We start from the raw sequence: 20,491 nt of genomic DNA on the forward strand, positions 1-20,491 counted from the left end.
TCAGGCCTTGGGCTTGGGCCTGATGAAGACCCCCGCGGCATGAACAGTGACGCGGCCTTGCGGATCGAGGAGATGCCCTTCGGCGAACGTCTTCCCGCCGTCTTCGCGCTCCACCCAGGATTCCGCTCGTAATCTGCCCAGCGGCGTCGGCGCTAGGTAGCGAAGAGTCAAGGTGCCGGTGAAGGCGGGCTGTCCGGCCCGATGGGCGGTCGCACCCAATAGGTGGTCGAGTACGAGCGCGCACATGCCCCCGTGTACCTGTCCCGGTGGGCCCTCGTAGGCGGCACCCAGCACCAGATCGGCTGTCGCGCGCTGTCCCGATTCGTCAAGCTCGACGCGCAGCGGCGGTGCGATGGCGTTGCGCATGCCGATCGCCACATTGCCCCAGGCCAATGCCTGCCCGTCCGTCGCATTGCGTACCCCGAACGGTGCGGGGTCCAACCGAGATCCCAATATCTCACTGGCCTGTTGAATCAGTGCGTGCGCCCTGCGCACGTCAGACGCGTCGGCGCGGCTGCGGATGGTCACGTCGATGAGTCCACGCAGTGACTGGGTCAACGGTTCGAAGACGGCCTGCGCGCGCTGGACGTCGTCCGGTGTGATCGGTTCGCTCAGCATTCCTGCTCCTTTTCCGCCATGTCCAGCGCGGCAAGATGACTGAACAACATGGAGGCCCCGATCGGGTTGCCCCCGCCCGGATAGGTGGTTCCACTGACGGCCGCCATGGTGTTCCCAGCGGCGTAGAGCCCGGGTATGACGGAATCGTCATCGGTCAGCACCCTGGCATGGACGTCGGTCCGCAATCCGCCTTTGGTACCCAGATCCGAGACGCCGAATGCGGCGGCGTGGTACGGCGGCGTGTCGATGGGGACCAGCGGCGAGGCGCCCTCGGTGAACACCCGGTCGTAGGCTTCGCCGCCTCGACCGAAGTCCTCATCGACACCGGCTGCAGCCTGCTTGTTGAATCGCTCGATCGTCGCCGTCAGGTGTGCGCTGGGGACGCCGATGGCCTCGGCGAGACCGTCCAGAGTGTCCGCCGTATGCCACAGGCCGGCGAGGTGGTAGTCGGCGGCGTCGACCATCGACACATTGGTGGCGCCGACGGGGGGAATGCCGTCGGTCCGGTTGTCGTAGATCATCCAGAACGGCAACGACATCTTGCCGGCATCGATCTGCGCCAGCACGTCGCGCCCGAGCCGATCGTAGGGGGCCGATTCATTGACGAATCGGCGGCCATCCTGGTTGACGAAGACGCCACCGGTGAACCAGAGCGCGAACGCGGCCCGTCCATCGGGGTGAATCATCCCCGGTGACCACCATGCCTGATCCATCAGATCGACGTCTGCCCCTACCTCGATGGCGGCCCGGTGTGCGGTTCCGACATTGCCCGGTGCGCCCATGGTGTCCCGTGCGCTGCCGGGCACGCGGTACTGCGCACGCATGGCCGCGTTCTGCTCGAAACCTCCTGCGGCAAGCAGCACCCCGCGGGTGGCCCGAACCCGTACGGGTTTGCCGTCGTGCTCGACCACCGCACCGACCACGGTGCCGTCCTCGACGATCAACTCGGTGAGCGGGGCATTTCGCCAGCACACAGCGTTCGGGAATCTACCGAGTGCGGCCAGGAAGCGTCCGACCAGTGCGCGGCCGCCGGTAAGCAGGTCTGGGGCGGGGCTGTCGAGGCGCTCGGCATCGAGGGGCCCGCGCACCGACCCGCGGTGGCCGCCGAGTTCTTGATCGGGCAGCGGCACCGGGACGGTGTGACGGAAGCCGTCGGCGCGGGCGCCGGGAACCGACCCGTAGTAGTCCGGCCAGGGGAAGGCCGCGAACTCGAATCCCGGGTCCTGTTCCAGGTATTCGATCAATCCCGCACCACCGCGGACGTAGGCCTCCTGAAGGTCGTGCGGAGTGCGGTCGCCGACGACCGCATGGAAGTAACGCAGGGCCTCTTCGATCGTGTCGTCGGCGCCGGCACGTTGCAGCGCGGGATTGCACGGGTACCAGACCCCACCGCCACCGGAGTACGCGGTGGTGCCGCCGAACCGGTCGGTGGCCTCTACCAGCAGCACCGAAAGACCTTCGCGTGCTGCGGTGTAGGCGCCCGCCAAGCCTCCGCCGGAACCCGCGACGACCACATCGAAGACCGAATCGAAGTCAGTCATGCCACGCACCGTCGAATCTGCCGTATCCGCCGCGGTAGAACAGCAATGGACCACCTTCCTCGTGGGCGTGCAGTGCGGTGACACGTGCCACCACGATGGTATGGTCGCCGGCCGCGTGTTCGAATTCCATGTCAGCTTCGATCGAAGCCAGGGCTCCCCGCAGCGCGGGCGCCCCGTTTGCGCCCGGCAGCCAACTCACTCCCGCGAACTTGTCACTTCCGCGGGTGGCGAACTGTGTGCACACGTCTTGCTGGTACGCGGACAGGACGTTGACACACAGCGTGCCGACCTCCCGGATCCTGGGCCAGCTGCTTGATGTGTTGGCGGGGCAGAATGAGATATACGGCGGGTCCAGTGACACTGAGGTCACCGACTGGCAGGTGAAACCGAGCGGGCGCTGTCCGTCATGAGCGGTGATGACGGCGACTCCGGTGCAGAAGTGGCCCAGAACGCGGCGCATCTCCGGTGCGAGCGGTGCCTGCAGTTGACCGGTCGGGGTACTGGTGGCGTTGTCGGGCATAGGTCTCCTTAAGAGTCGTCCTCAGCGGCCAGGTTGAGCTCGGCGGCGGCATGCCCACCGGCTCGGCGTCCGCTGAAGACGCAGTCGGCGATCGAGAGCCCGCTGACGTAGCTGTTCGAGCAGATCCCGACGGCATTGCGGCCGGCCGCATAGAGACCGGGCACCGATTCTCCGTTGCGACGTTTCACCGCCCCGGTAGCTTCGTCCACGACGAGGCCCCCCAACGTCAGACCCGGAATCGGATAGAACATTGAGGAGTTCGCGGAGATGTTGATCGAATAGTAGGGCCCGGTCCGAAGCGGCGGACACAAAGAGGGGTCCTTGTGGGCGGGATCGCCAGTGCCCGAGTCGATTCCCCGGTTGTAGGCATCGACGGTCTTGCGTAAACCGCCGCCATCGATACCGTTCGCCCGGGCGATCCCGTCGAGGGATGCGGCCTTTTTGTGACCGGTGGTGAACAGATACAGCAGTTGCAGCCGCTGAAACATCTTGGTCTGCTCACGGACCTGGGTCTTGATCTTCTTCCACGTGGCCCGATCGTAGATCGCCCACCCGGTACCGCCGAACTCGCGCATCAATACGTTGCCGTGGGTGGCGCCGTAGAGGTCTTCGTTCGCGATGCGTCGCCCGTCCGCGCCGACGGTCAAACCTTCCAGAAATCCGCTGGGGGGCGCCAGAAAACGCCACGCGGTGACGTTGCCCATTTTGTCTGTCACACCGCCGGCGCTCAGTCCCAACGCGATCCCCGAACCGTCGTCGCCGCTGGTACCCAGGGGCGAGATGCCCATGAAATCGGGCGCGAACTCCTGCATCCACGTCCGGTTGTACACGAACCCGCCGGCCGCCAAAATAACTGCACTGCAACGCGCCTCTTGCTCTACCGCGGCCTTCGCCCACAATCGCTCGGCTCGCGCGACGGGGCGGCGGACCAGATGGGGCATCCAGTTGCCGATCTTGGCGGTGAGCTTGGTGAGCGCGGCATGCTCGCGCTTGCGGCGATGTGTGATGTCCATGGCACGGAAGCGAACACCCGCGACGCGGCCACTGTCATCCCTGATGAGAGCGTCTACGCGTGCGAGCGGGATGAAGTGCACACCTTTCGACATCGCGGACTGCCGTAAGTGCTCGAAGAGAACCTTGCCCGAACTCATGCCGGATGCCACCGTTCGGTGTCCCCGCGGCGCGGGCCGGGCGTGCTGCGCGTGGGGATACGCCTTCTCGTTTCCGGAGTAGTAGAGGTAGAACTCGTCGGTGGGGTAGGAGGTCTTATACGACGACACCGCACCGCCCCTGAAAGGGACTCCTTGTGCTTTGAGCCACTTGATCATCGCCGGACTTTCCCGACAGAACCGTGTGAGCGTGTCGTCACCGACCGCGTCGCCCACCTCTTGTTTGAGGTAGGCGAACATCATCTCCGGGCTGTCTGAATAGCCGCCGGCGTGTTGTTCGTCGGTGCCACCGCCGGCGTAGACGATTCCCCCCGAGAGTGCTGTAGCGCCGCCGCCGTAACTGCGGTCCAGCACCAGGACGCGCGCACCGCGATCGGCGGCCTCGATCGCAGCGCATGCGCCCGCAGCGCCGAAACCCACCACTATGACGTCGTAGTCGAGTGTCGGCGACAATGGCTTTCCTGCCGGGGTGTGGGAGTCAGCGGTCATAGCACGGACTTGATCTGCCTGGCGACCAGCTCGGTGGTGCGTCCGGGTGAGATCCGGCTCAGCGCACTGAGAATGGCCGCGTCGGTACCGACGAGCACCCGGAATCGGTTCTTCACGATGCCATCGATGATCTTCTTCGCCGCGGAAGCCGGGGTGGTAGAACGCACCTTTCGGCCGCCGGCATCGAGCATGTCGACACCAGAGTTCCCGGCCAGGTTGGTCGAGATGTTGCCTGGATAAACCGTCACGACATGAACATTGGTGTCACACAGCTCGGCATAGAGGCCTTCGCTGAACTGCTTGACGGCCCCCTTGCTCGCGCTGTAGAGCGTTTGGCTCGCGAAGGGCAGCAGCGCCGCCAGGCTTGACATGTTGGTCAAGTTGGCTTCGGGCCGATCCAGCAGGAGCGGCAGAAATGCGCGACACATATTGACCGTGCCGTTGAAGTTGACGGCCCAAACCCGGTCGATGTCATCAACGGCCAGATTCGTGAACGGCGCGAACTTGTGGATGATGCCGGCGATGTTGACGACACCGTCGATGTGACGGTGCGCCGCGGCCACCTCGCCTGGCAGCGCAGCGACGGCGAGTCGGTCAGTGATGTCCACCTTGTGGGTCGAGAATCCGGCTGAGCCGGCGACTTCAGCGGTGTCGGCCAACCCCGCTTCGTCGATGTCGACGGCGGCTACCCGCGCGCCGCGGCGAGCAAGGCCGACAGCGACCTGCCTTCCCATGCCATTTCCCGCTCCGGACACGACGAAGGTTCTTCCTTCGATCTGCATCCCCACTCCTCGTCTGATGTCCGGCTGGCGATCCGCGCCTGACCGCACGGTCGGTGCCGACGGTCGCTTGACCACCATCGAGTGTTGCAACGCATGAGAGCGGCAACAGACCCGTTTCCCGGCCAGCGGGCGGAACGTCGGCCCCCGGGTTCTCTCGGCGCAACGCAGGTTCCCGATCAGCGGTAGTTGCGGCATCTTGCGGGTGCCGGAGGTTGTTAGCCTTGTGAAGTGAGCGAAGCGACCGACAATGTCCCCGCCGGGCTGAGTGTGTCACCCACCGGATGGGCGTTGCTGGGGATGCTGTCGGGCGGGGACGAGCTGTCCGGTTATGACATCAAGAAGTGGTTCAATTGGACGGTCCGGTTCTTCTACTCCAGTCCGGCATACAGCCAGATCTATTCAGAGCTGAAGCGGCTTGAGCAGCATGGTTTGGTCACATCCCGCGTCGACGCCGGGGTACGCAGTCGGCGGATGTACCAGATCACCGATCCGGGGCTGACCGCGGTGACAAGGTGGGCCAACGAGGAGCCCGTGGAGCCCCCCACTCTCAAGCACAACCCGTTGCTGCGGGTCATTTTCGGTCACCTGATGAACCCCGGCCGGCTGCGGGAGGTACTTGACGCTCACGTCGCTCACGTCGAGCAGATGCACCAGGCCGCGGCCACCGAGGCTCGGTGGACTGGAGAGGAGCCGGCCTGGTCCTACGCGCGACTGGCGTTGCGGTGGTCCGAGGACTACTACGCGGCTGAACGGGATCTGGCGCTGCAGATGATCAAGGACTTGGACGAGGTCGACGAGATCTTCGCCAAGGGCGGCGAAGACGTCACCAAATTCCCGATGCGCGACTACTGGTACGAGGTCGAACGGCGTATCGCCGCCGAAGACGACCCGGCATAGGGACGGCTCAGTCGAGTCTGCCGGCCGCGTGCAGTGCCGCGATGTATCCGAAGACCAGGCCCTGTCCGATCGTCGCACCGGCCCCCGGATAGCTTGCGCCGAACGCGTTGGCGGCGGTGTTTCCGATGGCGTAGAGGCCGTCGACGGCAGATCCGTCCTCGCGCAACACCTGCCCGCGGACGTCGGTGCGCAGTCCGCCGCAGGTGCCCAGGTCGCTGAGAACCACCTTCACGGCGTAGAACGGCCCCGAGCCGACGCGACGCATGTTGGGATTCGGGGCGATCGTCGGGTCGCCGTAGTAGCGGTCGTATGCACTCGCGCCTCGGCCGAAGTCCGTATCAACGCCTGCGTCGGCCATCCGGTTGAAGCGATCGAGCGTGGCAGCCAAGGTCGACGGATCAACGCCGATCGCACGCGCAAGTCCCGGCATATCGTCGGCCCGGTGCGCGATACCCGCGTCGTACCACGTGGTGGGGATCGGCATCCGAGGGAACAGTTCTGCGGCCATCACATAGCTGTTGCGGTACTTCTGATCAAAGATCATCCACATTTCTTCGACGGGGTTGCCCGCGCGTTCACGTTCGAGCAGCTGCTGTCCAAAAGACATGTAGTCGATGGCTTCGTTGACGAATCGCTGCCCGTTCTGGTCGACGAGTAGGCAACCGGGAAGGGAACGTTCGGCGAGCATCACCGTCGGCTCGCCGCCAGGCAACGGCGCGAAGGCCGGAAACCACCATGCCTGGTCCATCAACGCGATGCTGGCGTCGCAGGACTCTTGGGCGAGGCGAATGCCGTCGCCGACATTGCCCTCGGCGCCGAGGCTGGCATGCTCGGCGAGCCGTTCGGACTGAAACTTGTGTCGCCAGTCCATCCGATGGTCGAAACCGCCGGCCGCCAGCACGACACCACGCCGAGTCGTAACGGTCACCGTGCTGCCGTTGCGGTTCACCACCGCACCGACAACGTGGCCGTCCTCGACAAGCAGCTCGGAGACCGGCGAGTCGGTCCACACCGGGATCCCGGCACGCACGACGCCGGCGAACATGCCTGCGGCCAATGCCTGGCCGCCCGCGGCGTATCGCCTGCGCAAAGCGAGCCCCCCGATGCCCTGGAAGGCACGAAGCAGGATTCGGGGCCACGACTTTCGTGGCACGCGGACCATCAGGTTGAGCCAACGATAGTCAGCGCCGGTCACTGGCATGGGAAACGACGACTTCATCACGCCGGGGCGCAGCCGTGCCAACTCCGGACCGAGTACGGCGGTGTTGAACGGGCGGCATTCGCAGGTCCGCCCGATTGCGCTGCCGCCCGGCCTCTCCGGGTGGTAGTCCGAATAGTCCTTGGCCCACTGGAATTTCATCGGGGTGGTGCGCCGCAACATCTGAACCGTCGGCCCGCCGTAGTAAAGGAACGTGTGTGCCCGCTCGTGAGCTGACGCATCCCCGATAACCGAGTCGAGATAGGTGCGCCCCGCGGCCAGCGTGTCGTCGGAACCCGACTCGGCAAGTATCGGGTTGGCCGGCATCCAGAACGCGCCACCCGAACGCGCCGTCGACCCCCCGACGTAAGAGGTCTTCTCCACGATCAGTGTCGACAGGCCCGCCTCGTGTGCGGCAAGTGCCGCCGCCATTCCGGTACCAGAACCAACGATGAGTAGATCGACAGTGATGTCGTGTGGATCGGTCACCGGCCGATTGTCGGCCTGATGGCTGCGAAATATCGTCGCTCTGCCCGGTCAGTGGAACGCTGCTCGGTTCATCACATCGCGCGGTGCTAGAACGAGAAGGGTTCCTGCAGGCGATGAACAGCGAGGATGGCCGGAATGACACCGTCAGGGCACGACTGCTCCGAAGAGGTCCGTGAGATCGAGGCGCAGGCGGCGCCGGAACGGTATGCGCGAGGTTGGCATTGCCTGGGTCTGACCCGTGATCTGGGCGACGGGAAACCGCACTCGATCAACGCCTTCGGCGGCAAGTTGGTGGTTTTCCGCGGCGAGGACGGCAAGATCAATGTACTGGACGCCTACTGCCGGCACATGGGTGGCGATCTGTCCGACGGGGAGGTCAAGGGCAACGAGATCGCCTGTCCGTTCCACGACTGGCGCTGGGGCGGCGACGGCCGGTGCAAGAAGATTCCCTACAGCCGAAGGGTTCCCAAGCTGGCCCGTACGGCAACCTGGCCAACCATGGAGCAGGACGGCATGCTGTTCGCCTGGAACGACCCGGAGAAGAAGGCGCCGCCCCCCGAGGTGACGATTCCGCGCATCGACGGCGTCGGGGGCGATCGGTGGACCGATTGGCATTGGTACAGCACGGTGGTCCACACCAATTGCCGTGAAATCATCGACAACATCGTCGACATGGCGCACTTCTTCTACATTCACGGGGGCCTTCCGACCGCCTTCAAGAACGTGTTCGAGGGGCACATCGCCACCCAGTACTACAAGAGTGAAGCGCGACCGGACCTTGGCTCGGGTGAGGGTGCCGCGATCCTCGGAACGACATCGGTGGCGTCCTACTACGGTCCCTCGTTCATGATCGACGATCTGACCTACCACTACGAGCACAGCGACCAACGAACGGTCCTGCTCAACTGCCATTATCCGATTGACGCGAATTCATTTGTCCTGCAATACGGCATCACCGTGGAGAAATCGGAGGGTCTGCCGGAGGACGCTGCGATGCAGATGGCCATCGCGCTCGGTGATTTCGTGAAGATGGGCTTCGAACAGGATGTGGCCATCTGGCGACGTAAAGCCCGGATCGACAATCCGCTGCTGTGCGAAGAAGACGGACCCGTCTACCAGGTGCGCCGGTGGTACGAGCAGTTCTATGTCGACGTCGACGACGTCACCAGTGACATGGTTGATCGATTCGAGTTCGAGATCGATACCACCCGTCCGCGCGAGGCGTGGATGACCGAGGTGCAGGACAACATCGCTGCCAATCGGCTGCCTCGCCTGGTAGGTCTGACACCCGCAGATCATGCGTCCTGACAACCGGTTGAGCGACGCGCCGATGACTCCGGTGATATGCGGATCATGCGGCGCGCGCGTCCTGGCTCGCAAGAGCAGCTGGGAACAGACCAGTGTGCAATGGAACGGCGCTGCCATAGCCCGGTGTCAGGAACGGTGGAGCGCGCATCCCTCGGTCCACGGAACGGACCTGAGGCCGGGCACCTTCCTGGCGTGCGAACGCTTGCGCACCTCGATCGACGAGGCTGTCGGCACGGGTTCGTTACCGGTGTTCGACGGGCTCTGATCGCCGCCGGCCGTCGTGGCCTCCACTGGTGACCGATTGTGGTGTGGTCCCGCCGACTGAGGCGGGACCACACCGGAAAGCCCTACAGCTCAGGTGAATTGGAATGCGCTCAACGGCGCTTCCTGCGGATACACCGCGGGCCCGCCGAGGTCATAGCCTGCGTTGAGTGCGCCGATGAACGCGGCGTCGTGCAGTGGCTCGCTCGGGATGTCGAGTTTGTAACCCCGCTTGCTCAAGTCATCCACCATCATGTCGATGGCCTTGTCGACGGTCAGATCGTCGGAGTGGTCCATGTTCTTCTTCAGCTCGTCGTAGTCCCGGTAGACCTCAGAGGACCAGTGCACCAGGAAGCGGAGTTCGCTGGTGTGATGGCGCGCGATGACGTCCTCGCCGTTCTTGAGCACCCAGTGATCGCGAGAGGCCGGGTCGCCGTCGAACATCGTGTCGAATGCCAGTTCGGCAGGCACCTGCTGTTCGATCGGGCCGTTCGCCTCGCCCCGGTGTACCAGCATCTCGTTCTGCACCACGACGCCCCGGTTGTACACCGGCGGCTGAATACGTTTGGGCGCCTTGAGCGGGCCGTCGGGCCAATAGGTGAACCCGCTAGCCTCGTCCAGCGAGAACCAGGTGATGACCTGTGCCATCTTGATCAGGTAGTCGGCGAACAGGCCGGACTTGCCCATCACGCTGACCAGCCAGGTCGGGGCGTTTTCGTAACGCACTCCGCGGAAGCTCGGCGAATCGATGTGGCCCGGGTCGCGATTGGCGCACGGGCCATTGATGTTGAACAACATCATCTGGGGCTTGGCGTACTCGGCCTGCCAGTATGACTTGGCCATTTCGAGGAAGTCGGCCTTGTAGAAGCAATCGTGTAGCTCCGGGTAGAGCACTGTCCCGTGGTTCGCCAGAAAGCCGCGAAAGGTGGGCGTCAAGAACAGATCCAGGGTGGGAGTGAAACCCTCTGGAAACTTGCCGCTCATGGTGGCGATGAGTTCCTCGGGGGAAGCGAAGTGCTGGGCGATGATCAGACTCCACGGCCCGTCTTTGCGTACGACGTCCAGGAGGCGCTCACGCTGGTCCTCGGTGTAGACATCGGCAATCTCGCGGGGTGGCGAAGCGGGGCGCAGGATGTCGGAAAGCTCCATCCGCCGCTCTTCGGTGAGCATCACAGGGACTCCTCTTCTGTAGTTCCGGCGCTGAACCACACGCCCATTGCTGAACTCGATTGTGTGCCGCGCCACCGTTTTCCCGAACCCCTGGTGTCCGATCATCGGGACGTTAGTCGGGCACCCGGATACCGAGCTGAACCGCCTAAAACGGCATGGGGTAGGCGAATTTGGCGCGCAGCAGCGCCCCGATCTCTGCCATTGCCAACCGCCCTCGAGCGGTCGCATCCGACCGCATCAGAAAGCCGTGGTAAATGCCCGGGTAGCGGGTGATCGTGGTCTGCACTCCCGCATCGCGCAGGCGGCCGGCATAGCGCTCACCCCAGTCGGCGATCGGGTCGAGCTCAGCGGTGACGACGATGGCCTGGGGCAGGCCGCGCAGGTCGGTTGCGTAGGCCGGGACGCGGCGGACATCATGAGCGGAACCCGCGCCCTGGTCTGCCAGTTCATGCAGGTAGACGATGTCGTCGTGGGTCAGCATCGGCGCCGTCACGTCGCGCAGCACCGAGGAGGCCGCCATGTCGCGGTCCACGCCGGGATACATCAGAAGCTGAGCGAAGATCGGCGGGCCACCATGGTCACGCACCGCCAGGGCGACGGCTGCGGCGACACCGCCGCCGGCGCTGTCGCCGGAGATGACCAGTCTGTGCCGGTCCAGGTCCAGATCGGTCGCGTGGGCAGCGGTCCACTCGAGGGCTGCCAGCGCGTCCTCGAACTGTGCGGGCGGGGGATTCTCCGGAGCCAGTCGATAGTCGACGGCCACCACCACCGCACCGCTCGCGGCCGCCATCGCCCGGGCCATCGGCTCGAATGAGTGGTTCGAACCCATGACCAGTCCGCCGCCATGAAGGTGGACGATCACCGGCGACGGAGCCTCATCGAGCTGCGGACGGTAGACCCGCAGCGGAATAGGGCCGCCCGGCCCGGCGGCTGTGGCGTCGATAATGTCGGACATCTCCGGCATATCGGGAGGTAGCGGTGCGGATTCCAAAGACGCGCGCACCGCGTCGAGGCCACGGTCTCGAATCGGTGTCGGCGGGCCGAATGCCGCAACCCTGGCGGCGGCATCGGGGTCCAACGCGGGGATGTGCGGCCCGTTCACGGTGGGGCTCCTAGTGTTTGGCGGGATCGAAGCGACGTTTATCCCGCAAAGCCGGCGGCACCAGGGTGCGCAGCGCTTCGGCCCGCTCGGCCATCGCCGAACGCACATAGTCGGGCTGCGTCAACACATAGAACGCGCCTTGAGCAGATTGTTCGAAAATCACTTCGGCGGCTTCGAGGGGGTCCATCGCCCCGGCCTTGATCGCCAACATCGCGTCGCGTTGGGCGTCGGCGGCAGCGACATCGGCGCCGTCGAGGTCGGTACTGACACCGCCTGCCGCCTCGAAGATGTTGGACTTCACAGCTCCGGGCAGCACCGCCTGGACATGAATGTGGTCATCATGTCCGGCCAACTGGACTTCCAGACGCAGACACTCGGTCAGTGCCAGGACCGCGTGCTTGCTGACGATGTAGGGGGTCTGCAGCGGGACGGCTGCCACGCCGCCGATTGACGACAGGTTCCAGATCCAGGCCGGTCCCCCCGCGGCGATCATCGTGGGCAGAAAGGCCCGGACGCCGTGGAATACCCCGCTGACGTTGATGTCCATCACGCGGTTCCAGTTGGCTACCGGTGTATCCCAGAGATATCCGAACTGCTCTACACCGGCATTGTTGACCAGCAGTCGTACCGGTCCGACGTCGCGATAAGTGCGCTCCGCCAGGGCGGCCACCGCTTCGGGGTCGCGGACGTCGCAAACCACATCGACCGCCGAACCGCCGTCGGCGACGATCTCGTCGCGCAACGCCGCAATGGCAGCGCCGTCGACATCGGCCATGACCAACGACATGCCCAGCCGGTGAGCGTGACGGGCCAGGCCGGCACCGATGCCGGCGCCGGCTCCGGTGATGACGGCGACTCCGCCGCCGAAGACGTCGCGTGCGTTCAAGGCACTTATGCCCACCGGTCAGGTGCTCGCCGAGGCGTTCTCGGCGCCGGGAAGCCCGCTGCCGACCAACGGTTCGGAGTTCGTGACATCGAGGATCACCGACATCGTGGTGAATTCAAGCCCGCTGGGACTGCTGCCCCCACGGCGAACGCCGACCTCGGTGACTCCGCTGGACACCGCGAACGGAACGAAGTTGGTGACCTGATTGACGAAGATGTAGAAGCGCGCGTAGGTGACGTCACCCTCGTGGTGGGTGATGTGCAGGTTGGTGGTGTGGTGACGCAGGGGGTATGGGCTGGCATTGCGGTGTTCGATAAGCCACGGCACAACCTTCGCCGCACCGGTGAGGTTCGCGGCGAGGGATTCTTCGAAGGGGCATGCTCCGGAGTCACTTCGGCTGAGGTAGGTGGCATCCTCGGCGAAAGCGGCGCCCATCTTCGGGTAGTCAGCCTGGTCGTAGTGGTACCAGAATTCGCCGATGAAGTTCTGCAGCGCGTCCAGCGCGATGCTGTTGTCGGTGCTCACGTGACATGTCTCCCAAGTATTGGCGTGCGGAAACCAAGTGCTCCTTGGAGTCAACCGCCGATCGGCCGGGTGCGACACGGTGGTAACCGGTCAGTGGAACATCGGGTCAGTCGGTTATCACGCTCCACAGACCCGACGACCCGGCGGCGACCGCAGCACGCGTCACCTCCTCGTCCCAGTGACGGACGGATCCGAACTCCGAACGCCAGGCCAGTGCGGCCCGGGTGTACTCGTGCAGCCGGTGCTCGACGGTAGTGCCGATGGCGCCGAAGATCTGGTGGCCGTTTCGAACTGCCACGGAGCTGGCGTGCCCGGCGCATGATCGCGCCACCGCGACCAGGAATCCCAAGCCTGGTGCCGACCAGTCGCTGCCGACCGCCGCTGCCAGGGCGGCTTCGGTGGCCGCGCGGGCGAGTGCGGATTCCGCGGCGATATCGGCGATCAGATGCTGGATCGCCTGGAACTTCGACAGGGGCCGTCCGAATTGGATTCGTGCCGTGGCGAACTCGACGGACAACTCAAGAATGCTGTCCAGTGCTGCACAGACCTGGATCGCTCGCACCAATGCAGACTTCAGCCGCAGCTGTGCAACCAGCTCAGCGGAGACCGCTGATCCGCTCAGCGCGGCGACGTCGGCGGTGACGGTGTCGCGAGGCTCTCCGATGAGGTTGACGCCCGGCGTGATCCGCAGGACCGTGGCATCCACATCAGCCATCTGATAGCCCGGTCCGTCAGGCCAGACCACCACGATCCGGTCGGCCGTCGACGCCCACGGCACCAGGGTCGCGGTGCCGGACCCATCGAGAATGCAGACGGTGCGCGCGGCTGCGTCGACCGGATCGCCGACGGCTTCGAGAAGCCAGCAGGCCAACACATCATGTTCGGCCAACGGAGCGCGCACACCGTGGCGAACCGCCGCGGTGATCAGCTCAGCGGCCTCGTACCAGCCCGCACCGCTTCCCCCGGACTGTTCCGAACCCGACAGCCGGACCAGCCCTAATTGGTCCAGGCTCGACCACAATCCGGCGTCGCGGGTGATCGGTGCACCGTGCGGATGGGTTTCGCGGTGTTCGGCCAACACCGCATCGATCATCTTGACCAGGTCGAGGTCGATGGTGGTGTCCTTGGCTTGCGAGTTGGTCATCGTAGCCCCAATCCGCGCGCGATCACGCCGCGCAGTACCTCGTTCGTGCCGCCACGCAGTGTGAAGCCGGGGCGTTGATCCACCGCGGATCGGATCAGTTCGCGGTACCGGGACCCGCTGGGGGAGTCATCGCCGGTGTGCAGGTCGCTGAAGTCAGCGATGTCGCCTTCGGTGGTCGTGCCGAGCACCTTGACCACCGCGGCTGCGACGTCGGCGGGCTCACGTCGTTCCAGTGCTCCTGCGACGGCAGCCGACATCCGGTGCAACCCTGCGACCCTGGCTACCAGGCGGCCCAGATCGGCGTCGCGGTGGATCGTTTTGCCGGCCATACCTTCCGCGGAAGCGGCCAACAGAGGGAAGGTGGAGAGCAGTCGCTCGGGCCCGCTTCTTTCGAAGCTGAGTTCGGAGGTGACTTGGTGCCACCCGTCACCGATACCACCGAACACCATGGTGTCGGGCACGAATGCGTCGTCGAGGATGACTTCGTTGAAGTGGTGGCCGCCGTTCATCGAGATGATGGGCCGTACTTCGACGCCGGGGCCGTCAAGCCTGACGATGAATTGGCTGAGTCCGGCGTGACGGTGGGCAGGATCGACCGGGGCGGTGCGGGCAAGCACGATGAATGCGTGGGCGCGGTGTGCTCCCGAGGTCCAGACCTTTGTTCCGGTCAATTCCCAGCCGCCGTCGGTCTGTACCGCCCGGGTGCGCACGCTGGCGAGATCCGAGCCGGAGTCTGGCTCGCTCATTCCGATGCCGAAGAAGCACGTACCGGCGGTGATCTTCGGTAGGAACTCGCGTTTCTGCGCTTCGGTGCCGTACTTCAGCAGTGCGGGTACGATCTGCCGATCTGCGATCCAGTGTGCGGCTACCGGCGCTCCTGCTGCCAACAGCTCCTCGGTGACGACGAATCGCTCCAGAAACGACCGTCCGTGTCCGCCATATTCTTTCGGCACAGTCATGCCCAGCCAACCCCGCGCCGCCAGCGCCGCGGTGAAGGTTTCGTCCCAGCCGCACAGCCAGGCGTCGACCGTCGGGGTGAAGCTGCCTGCGGCGAGCTGTTCGGCGAGGAACATCCGGACTTCCGATCGCAGCGCCGCGGTGTCCGCTGACTCCGAGGCGGCTGCGGGGACGAGTCGGGGGAGTGCCATCAGACGCTCCGCCACTTAGCGATGCGCCGCTCATGCTCGGCGTCGCGATGCGCCAGGGGTTGCATCGCAGCGGCCATGGCCAGCGTGGATTCCAGTGCACCGGTTCGGGACTCCTGCAGTAGGCGCTTGGCCATTCGCAGGGCATGCGGTGGGTTCTTGGCGATCCGCTCTGCGAGATCCCTTGCCGCGGTCATGAGTTCGTCGTGGGGAACCACTCGACTGACCAGCCCCCAGGAGTGCGCGGTCTCCGCGTCGATGCGGTCGCCGGTCAGTGTCATCTCGGCGGCCCGCTCGTAGCCGATGGCCCGTTGCAGAAACCAGGTGCCGCCATCGCCGGGAACGAGGCCGATCTGCACGAAACTCTCGGCGAAGGACGCGCGTTCGGAGGCGACCCGGATATCGCACATCGTGGCCAGGTCGCAGCCGGCGCCGACCGCCGCGCCGTTGACCGCCGCGATGATCGGGACCTCGAGGCGGGCCAGCGCTCTTGGCAGGCGCTGTATTCCGTCGACGTAGGCGTGACGTTGCTCGATCGGTTCGAGGCCGAACATGCCCTCACGGTTGGCCATGTCCTTGACGTTGCCGCCGGCTGAGAAGATCTTTCCTTCACCGGTGAGGATCACCGCCCTGACGCTGGTATCGGAATTGGCGGAATCGACTGCGCCCTCGAAAGCAGTGATGAAGTCGTGGTCGGTGATGGCATTGCCGAGGTGTGGCAGGTTGATGGTCCAAACCTGCACGGCGCCTTCGGATGTGATGGCCAACGGCCCGGCAGTCATGGTCATGATCGGAGTACCTCTGTTCTTACTGGGGCGCGCTGTGGGTGGCGTCGGGCTAGGGCAGCTGCAGTGACTTGATCTGTAGGTACTCCTCGAACCCGATACGACCCAGCTCCCGTCCTATCCCGGACTTCTTGTAGCCGCCGAATGGTGCTGCGGGGTTGTACTTGCCGCCGTTGATATCGATCTGACCGGACTCTACCTCGCGGGCGAAAGCCATCGCAGTGTCGTCGTCGGCGGCCCACACGGCACCGGACAGGCCGTAGGGCGTGCCGTTGGCGATGCTCAGCGCCTCGTCGGTGTCGCGGAACGGAATGACGGCCAGCACCGGCCCGAATACCTCTTCCTGGCCCAGTTCGGAGTCTGGGTGGACGTCGGCGAAGGCGGTGGGGGCGACGTAGTAGCCCACATCGCGCAGCTTCTGGCTGCCGCCGGTCACCAGCCGGGCGCCGTCCCGCGGCGCCCGCTCGATGAAGCCGAGCACCGATCGGTACTGAGCTTCCGACGCCGACGGACCGAGCCGGGTGGCCGGATCCCACGGGTCCCCGACTGTGTACTTCGACACCGCTGCCTGCACCAGCTCCAACGCTTCGCTGTAGCGGGACAGCGGCACCAGCATCCGGGTCCAAGCCATGCAGGTCTGGCCGCCGTTGAGGAAGGCATTCCCGACACCCACCTTGACCGCGGTGGCTAAATCGGCGCCGTCGAGGATCACATTGGCGGACTTGCCGCCGAGCTCCAGAGCCACCTTCTTGATGGATTTACCGGCCAGTTCCCCGACCCGGCTGCCCACGGCGGTGGAGCCGGTGAAAGAGACCAAGTCCACATCGGAATGGGCCGACATCCGCTCGCCGATGATCCGGCCCGGTCCGGATACCAGGTTGACCACACCTGGTGGCAGCCCGGCTTCCGCGATGGCGTCGACGAACTCGAACACCGACAGGGGCGCTTCGTTGCTGGGTTTGAGTACGACGGTGCAACCGGCCGCGATGGCGGGCAGGACCTTGGCGACCACCTGGTAGAGCGGATAGTTCCATGGCGTGATCGCCGCGACCACACCATAAGGCTCGCGAACCACCAGGGAGTTGCCGATCCGCTCCTCGAAGTCGAACGTGGCCAAGGCGTCGGCGAATCCGCGGGCGACGGCAAGAGGCACCTGGGTCTGCACGCTCTGCGCGATCCGGATCGGGGCTCCCATTTCGCGCGTGATGGTTTCGGCGATATCGGGCAGCCGCTTTTCCATGGCGGTGATCACCGCGTCGAGACGCTCGCGTCGTTCGGCGACGCTGATCAGCGGATCGAACGCTGCGCGCGCTGCGGTGACCGCGGCGTCCACGTCGGATTCGGAACCGTTGGGGACACAGCCGCAGACCATTTCCGTTGCGGGATCGACGACATCGATCGTGCCCGTGCCGTCGGGGTCGACCCACTGCCCGTCGATGAAGAGCTTGGTGCGCGTGTAGACGTGGTTGTAGCTCATGTTTGCTCTCCGCTCAGCTGTGGTTCTACAGGACGATGCTGGCCCGGACATCGCGTTTGTCTTCTGCGGCGGCGAAGGCATCGTTGATGTCGTCGAGTGAGTAGCAGGCGGTGGCGAGCCGTTCGAACGGCAACTTGTGCTGATATGTCGCCAGGAAGTCCAGGGCCCGAGATAGCACGGCCGGGTCGTAGAGCGATACCCCGACCATGGACTTGTTGCCGAACACGAAACGCGATGGATCGAACTCGAAGGACTTGCCGATGTTGATATTGCCGATCTCGACATAACGGCCGAACTGACCGAGCAGCTTGAGGCCCTCGTCGATCGCCGAGGGGTGGCCGACCACCTCGACCACCACGTCGGCGCCGTGCCCATCAGTGAGCTTGCGGACCAGCTTGGCCCGTTCCTTCTCCGTGGTGACCTCGGTGATGTCGATGACGACGTCAGCCCCGAACGCCTTGGCCAATTCGAGTCGCTCCGGGACGCCGTCGATGGCGATCACCCGGGCGGCGCCACGGGCCTTGGCCACTGCGACGGCATACAGACCGAGCGCACCGGCTCCCTGGACCACTACGTATTCGCCCAGTTGCTGATCGACCCGTTCCAGGCCGTACATCACCTGCGACAGAGCGCAGTTGGCGCCGGCAGCGATCTCGTCGGAGACGGAGTCCGGGACGGTGTAGACCACCGCGCCGGCCGGTAGCAGGAAGTAGTCGCCGTAGCCGCCGACGAAGTACGGTGGTTCATCGGCGCGGCCCAGCATCGCCATCTTCAGGTTCAGGCAAGCGTTGCGGCGACCGGCCAGACAGTTGCGGCAGGTGTGGCAGCAGAAGAAGTAGGGAAACACCACTCGCGTGCCGACACTGAGCTGTTTGCCGTTGGAGTCGGCGGTGACGCCATCGCCGAGTTCTGCCACCGATCCGACCATCTCATGGCCGAGAACGGTGGGAAGTTGCCCACCGAGGCCGCGGGTGGCGAACGTTCCGTGCCAGGCGTGGACATCGGAACCGCAGATGTTGGCCCGGGTCACTTTGATCAGGATCTGGCCGGGACCGACTTCGGGGACCGGGACGGTGTCTAGTTGGAACGGCTTTCCGGGTTCGTCGAAGCGTGCGATGCGTCCGGTGTCGTGGTGTGGACTCACAGCTGAGTTCCTCTCATGCGAAACAAGATTCAATGTCAGTCGACCGAATCGGTGGTTGCGCCGCTGCCACAAGCGGCGCAGCGCCCATTGCGGCAGGCTATGCGGCTCGCGGACCACGGCCCAGGGCGCTTCCCGCCCAGCGGTCAGTGCGGATCTCGCACCGCGATGGTGACGGTCTTCGAGCGGACGCGTTGCGTACTGCGTCCTATCGGGCTGGACGAGGAGCCACTGCTTCCACCACCATCTCCTGGGCGCTGAACCGCTCGCGCAACAGGCGCTTCAGCAGTTTTCCACTCGGATTTTTGGGTAGCGATTCGACGAAGAACAACCGCTTGGGTGTTTTGAATCCGGCCAGATGCGTGCGGCAATGGCGTAGAAGTTCGCTTTCGGTGAGCGCGACGCCTTCGCGGACCACCACGGCGGCGACCACCGCCTCCACCCATCGTGGGTCGGGCAGACCGAATACCGCAACCTCCTCGACGCCCGGGTGACGGTAGAGGACCTCTTCGACTTCCCGGCTGGCGACATTCTCGCCGCCGCTCTTGATCATGTCCTTCTTGCGGTCCACCACGTGTAGCAGCCCGTGGGTGTCGTAGTAGCCGAGGTCCCCGGAGTGGAACCAGCTGCCGCGGAAAGCGTCCGCGGTCTTCGCCATATCGTCGAGGTAGCCCAGCATCAGGTGCGGGCTTCGATGGACGATCTCGCCCACCACGCCGGCGTCCACCGGGGTCCCCTCGTCGTCGACGATCGCGGTTTCCACGTTGATCACCGGTCGGCCCGCCGAACCGGCGTGTGCGTCCTGATCTTGTGGTCCGAGTGCCGATGCTAGCGGTGCCATCTCGGTCTGGCCGTAGAAGTTCCACAGACGCAGTTCGGGAAGTCGCTCACGCATTTCGGCCAGGATCTCGGCCGGCATCGCCGAGGCGCCGTAGTATCCCTTGACCAGCGTGGAGAGGTCCACAGAATCGAAGAGCGGGGACCGCAGTAGCGAGATCCACACCGTCGGTGGGGCAAAATAGCTTGTGGCACCATAATTTTCGATGGTGTGCAACACCAGTTCTGGCTCCGGTCGGGGAAGAATGACACTGGTGGCGCCGAGGTAGGCAGCGGGGATCAAGAAGTTGTCGAGTTGCGCACAGTGATACAACGGCAGCGAGTGGACGGCGATGTCGGTGCCCTCCATCGAACCGGCGATGATCGAGCTGATGTAGTTGCCCATCAGGCTGCGAGTCGAGTGCATCGCGCCCTTGGGATGCGCCTCGGTCCCGCTGGTGTACATCAGCCGGATCATCTGGTCGTCGGCGACATACGGAGCGGGAGCCACCGAAGCGGTTGCCAGCCAGCGGTCGAAGTCATCCCAGCCGGGCGGCGACGTCTGGCCGGGCAGCACGATCGCCGCAGTGGTGCGCACGCTCCCGCCGAGCTGCATCGCGGTGAGGGCGGTGGGCACCAGATCGGCTTCGACGATCATGCCGGCGACTTGGCTGTGCTCCAGGATGAACGAGATCTCTTCGGCGGTCAGCATGAAGTTGATCGGCACCAGCACGACGGCGGCGCGAGCGGTCGCGAACGCCAGCACCGCGTACTGCCAGCAGTTGTGGGCCAAGACCGCGACGCGGTCGCCGGGTCCGAAGCCGTTGTCCTGCAACGCGGCCGTCGCGCGATCGACCAGCCCCTCGAATTCGGCGAAAGTCAGACACACATCGCCGTCGATCACGGCGATCTTGCCCGGTTCTTTGCGGGCCGAGCGGCGGGGGATGTCACCGAGCGCGTGACTGCGCGTCGACCTCAGGACGGCATCGAGCTCGTTCATGTCCCGGACTGTAGGCCGGCGGCGCCGG

Annotated in this window: 18 protein-coding genes; 2 read left to right on the forward strand and 16 right to left on the reverse strand. The window is 65.0% G+C overall.

Going from position 1 to position 20,491, the window contains the following annotated elements; all coding sequences use genetic code 11:
• The 5 genes from N416_RS0111510 to N416_RS0111530 are packed head-to-tail and all read right to left on the reverse strand — an operon-like array spanning position 1 to position 5,119.
• Entirely contained in the window at positions 1-618 is a 618-nt protein-coding gene (locus N416_RS0111510) for a PaaI family thioesterase (protein WP_036457730.1), read from the reverse strand.
• Entirely contained in the window at positions 612-2,159 is a 1,548-nt protein-coding gene (locus N416_RS0111515) for an FAD-binding protein (protein WP_024442258.1), read from the reverse strand. Before N416_RS0111515 ends, N416_RS0111510 begins: the two co-directional genes overlap by 7 nt.
• Positions 2,152-2,679, reverse strand: coding sequence for a flavin reductase family protein (locus N416_RS0111520; RefSeq protein ID WP_024442259.1), 528 nt, complete (start codon positions 2,677-2,679; stop codon positions 2,152-2,154). The genes N416_RS0111515 and N416_RS0111520 overlap by 8 nt, the downstream gene beginning before the upstream one ends.
• 8 nt (positions 2,680-2,687) lie before the next feature.
• Positions 2,688-4,337 (reverse strand): FAD-binding protein, encoded by a 1,650-nt coding sequence (locus N416_RS0111525; RefSeq protein WP_051190243.1) that lies wholly within the window; start codon positions 4,335-4,337, stop codon positions 2,688-2,690.
• The gene (locus N416_RS0111530) at positions 4,334-5,119 is read right to left on the reverse strand and encodes an SDR family oxidoreductase (protein WP_024442261.1); all 786 of its coding nucleotides are present in this window, start codon (positions 5,117-5,119) and stop codon (positions 4,334-4,336) included. The genes N416_RS0111525 and N416_RS0111530 overlap by 4 nt, the downstream gene beginning before the upstream one ends.
• Before the next feature lie 228 nt (positions 5,120-5,347).
• On the opposite strand from N416_RS0111530, the gene N416_RS0111535 reads away from it, so the two are divergent.
• A complete protein-coding gene (locus N416_RS0111535) occupies positions 5,348-6,016 on the forward strand; it encodes a PadR family transcriptional regulator (RefSeq protein WP_024442262.1) in 669 nt (222 codons plus the stop codon).
• A 7-nt stretch (positions 6,017-6,023) separates the two neighbouring features.
• Here N416_RS0111535 and N416_RS0111540 read toward each other — a convergent pair whose 3' ends face one another.
• The gene (locus tag N416_RS0111540; protein WP_024442263.1) at positions 6,024-7,703 is read right to left on the reverse strand and encodes a 3-ketosteroid-delta-1-dehydrogenase; all 1,680 of its coding nucleotides are present in this window, start codon (positions 7,701-7,703) and stop codon (positions 6,024-6,026) included.
• A 135-nt stretch (positions 7,704-7,838) separates the two neighbouring features.
• On the opposite strand from N416_RS0111540, the gene N416_RS0111545 reads away from it, so the two are divergent.
• Positions 7,839-9,011, forward strand: coding sequence for a Rieske 2Fe-2S domain-containing protein (locus tag N416_RS0111545; RefSeq protein ID WP_024442264.1), 1,173 nt, complete (start codon positions 7,839-7,841; stop codon positions 9,009-9,011).
• Between the two features lie 354 nt (positions 9,012-9,365).
• Here the strand turns inward: N416_RS0111545 and N416_RS0111555 are convergent, their stop codons facing one another.
• The 10 genes from N416_RS0111555 to N416_RS0111600 all read right to left on the reverse strand — a co-directional run bounded on the left by N416_RS0111555 (position 9,366) and on the right by N416_RS0111600 (position 20,463).
• Positions 9,366-10,442 carry a hypothetical protein gene (locus N416_RS0111555; protein ID WP_024442266.1) on the reverse strand — a complete coding sequence of 359 codons (1,077 nt, stop codon included), beginning with the start codon at positions 10,440-10,442 and terminating at the stop codon, positions 9,366-9,368.
• Positions 10,443-10,587: 145 nt separating this feature from the next.
• Entirely contained in the window at positions 10,588-11,544 is a 957-nt protein-coding gene (locus tag N416_RS0111560; protein WP_024442267.1) for an alpha/beta hydrolase fold domain-containing protein, read from the reverse strand.
• A gap of 10 nt (positions 11,545-11,554) precedes the next feature.
• Entirely contained in the window at positions 11,555-12,430 is an 876-nt protein-coding gene (locus N416_RS0111565) for an SDR family oxidoreductase (RefSeq protein ID WP_024442268.1), read from the reverse strand.
• A gap of 18 nt (positions 12,431-12,448) precedes the next feature.
• Positions 12,449-12,955, reverse strand: a complete 507-nt coding sequence (locus N416_RS0111570; protein ID WP_024442269.1) for a nuclear transport factor 2 family protein — start codon at positions 12,953-12,955, stop codon at positions 12,449-12,451.
• Positions 12,956-13,061: 106 nt separating this feature from the next.
• Positions 13,062-14,099 (reverse strand): acyl-CoA dehydrogenase family protein, encoded by a 1,038-nt coding sequence (locus tag N416_RS0111575; RefSeq protein WP_024442270.1) that lies wholly within the window; start codon positions 14,097-14,099, stop codon positions 13,062-13,064.
• Entirely contained in the window at positions 14,096-15,247 is a 1,152-nt protein-coding gene (locus tag N416_RS0111580) for an acyl-CoA dehydrogenase family protein (RefSeq protein ID WP_024442271.1), read from the reverse strand. Before N416_RS0111580 ends, N416_RS0111575 begins: the two co-directional genes overlap by 4 nt.
• Entirely contained in the window at positions 15,247-16,026 is a 780-nt protein-coding gene (locus N416_RS0111585; protein ID WP_024442272.1) for a crotonase/enoyl-CoA hydratase family protein, read from the reverse strand. Before N416_RS0111585 ends, N416_RS0111580 begins: the two co-directional genes overlap by 1 nt.
• Before the next feature lie 55 nt (positions 16,027-16,081).
• Positions 16,082-17,506 carry an aldehyde dehydrogenase family protein gene (locus N416_RS0111590; RefSeq protein WP_024442273.1) on the reverse strand — a complete coding sequence of 475 codons (1,425 nt, stop codon included), beginning with the start codon at positions 17,504-17,506 and terminating at the stop codon, positions 16,082-16,084.
• A gap of 25 nt (positions 17,507-17,531) precedes the next feature.
• On the reverse strand, positions 17,532-18,650 hold the full coding sequence (locus tag N416_RS0111595) for a zinc-binding dehydrogenase (protein ID WP_024442274.1): 1,119 nt from the start codon (positions 18,648-18,650) through the stop codon (positions 17,532-17,534).
• A 205-nt stretch (positions 18,651-18,855) separates the two neighbouring features.
• Positions 18,856-20,463: an acyl-CoA synthetase gene (locus N416_RS0111600; RefSeq protein WP_024442275.1), complete on the reverse strand. Its 1,608-nt coding sequence runs from the start codon at positions 20,461-20,463 to the stop codon at positions 18,856-18,858.
• Positions 20,464-20,491 lie beyond the last annotated feature (28 nt).

It is taken from the genome of Mycobacterium sp. UM_WGJ (assembly GCF_000455125.1).
In the GTDB taxonomy this organism is placed as follows: domain Bacteria; phylum Actinomycetota; class Actinomycetes; order Mycobacteriales; family Mycobacteriaceae; genus Mycobacterium.

Bases quoted from the DNA above. Each gene is read 5' to 3' on its own strand.
- N416_RS0111520 (WP_024442259.1), bottom strand. From the start codon at position 2,679: ATGCCCGACAACGCCACCAGTACCCCGACCGGTCAACTGCAGGCACCG.
- N416_RS0111545 (WP_024442264.1), top strand. From the start codon at position 7,839: ATGACACCGTCAGGGCACGACTGCTCCGAAGAGGTCCGTGAGATCGAG.
- N416_RS0111530 (WP_024442261.1), bottom strand. From the start codon at position 5,119: ATGCAGATCGAAGGAAGAACCTTCGTCGTGTCCGGAGCGGGAAATGGC.
- N416_RS0111510 (WP_036457730.1), bottom strand. From the start codon at position 618: ATGCTGAGCGAACCGATCACACCGGACGACGTCCAGCGCGCGCAGGCC.
- N416_RS0111555 (WP_024442266.1), bottom strand. From the start codon at position 10,442: ATGCTCACCGAAGAGCGGCGGATGGAGCTTTCCGACATCCTGCGCCCC.
- N416_RS0111600 (WP_024442275.1), bottom strand. From the start codon at position 20,463: ATGAACGAGCTCGATGCCGTCCTGAGGTCGACGCGCAGTCACGCGCTC.
- N416_RS0111585 (WP_024442272.1), bottom strand. From the start codon at position 16,026: ATGACTGCCGGGCCGTTGGCCATCACATCCGAAGGCGCCGTGCAGGTT.
- N416_RS0111580 (WP_024442271.1), bottom strand. From the start codon at position 15,247: ATGGCACTCCCCCGACTCGTCCCCGCAGCCGCCTCGGAGTCAGCGGAC.
- N416_RS0111575 (WP_024442270.1), bottom strand. From the start codon at position 14,099: ATGACCAACTCGCAAGCCAAGGACACCACCATCGACCTCGACCTGGTC.
- N416_RS0111525 (WP_051190243.1), bottom strand. From the start codon at position 4,337: ATGACCGCTGACTCCCACACCCCGGCAGGAAAGCCATTGTCGCCGACA.
- N416_RS0111515 (WP_024442258.1), bottom strand. From the start codon at position 2,159: ATGACTGACTTCGATTCGGTCTTCGATGTGGTCGTCGCGGGTTCCGGC.
- N416_RS0111590 (WP_024442273.1), bottom strand. From the start codon at position 17,506: ATGAGCTACAACCACGTCTACACGCGCACCAAGCTCTTCATCGACGGG.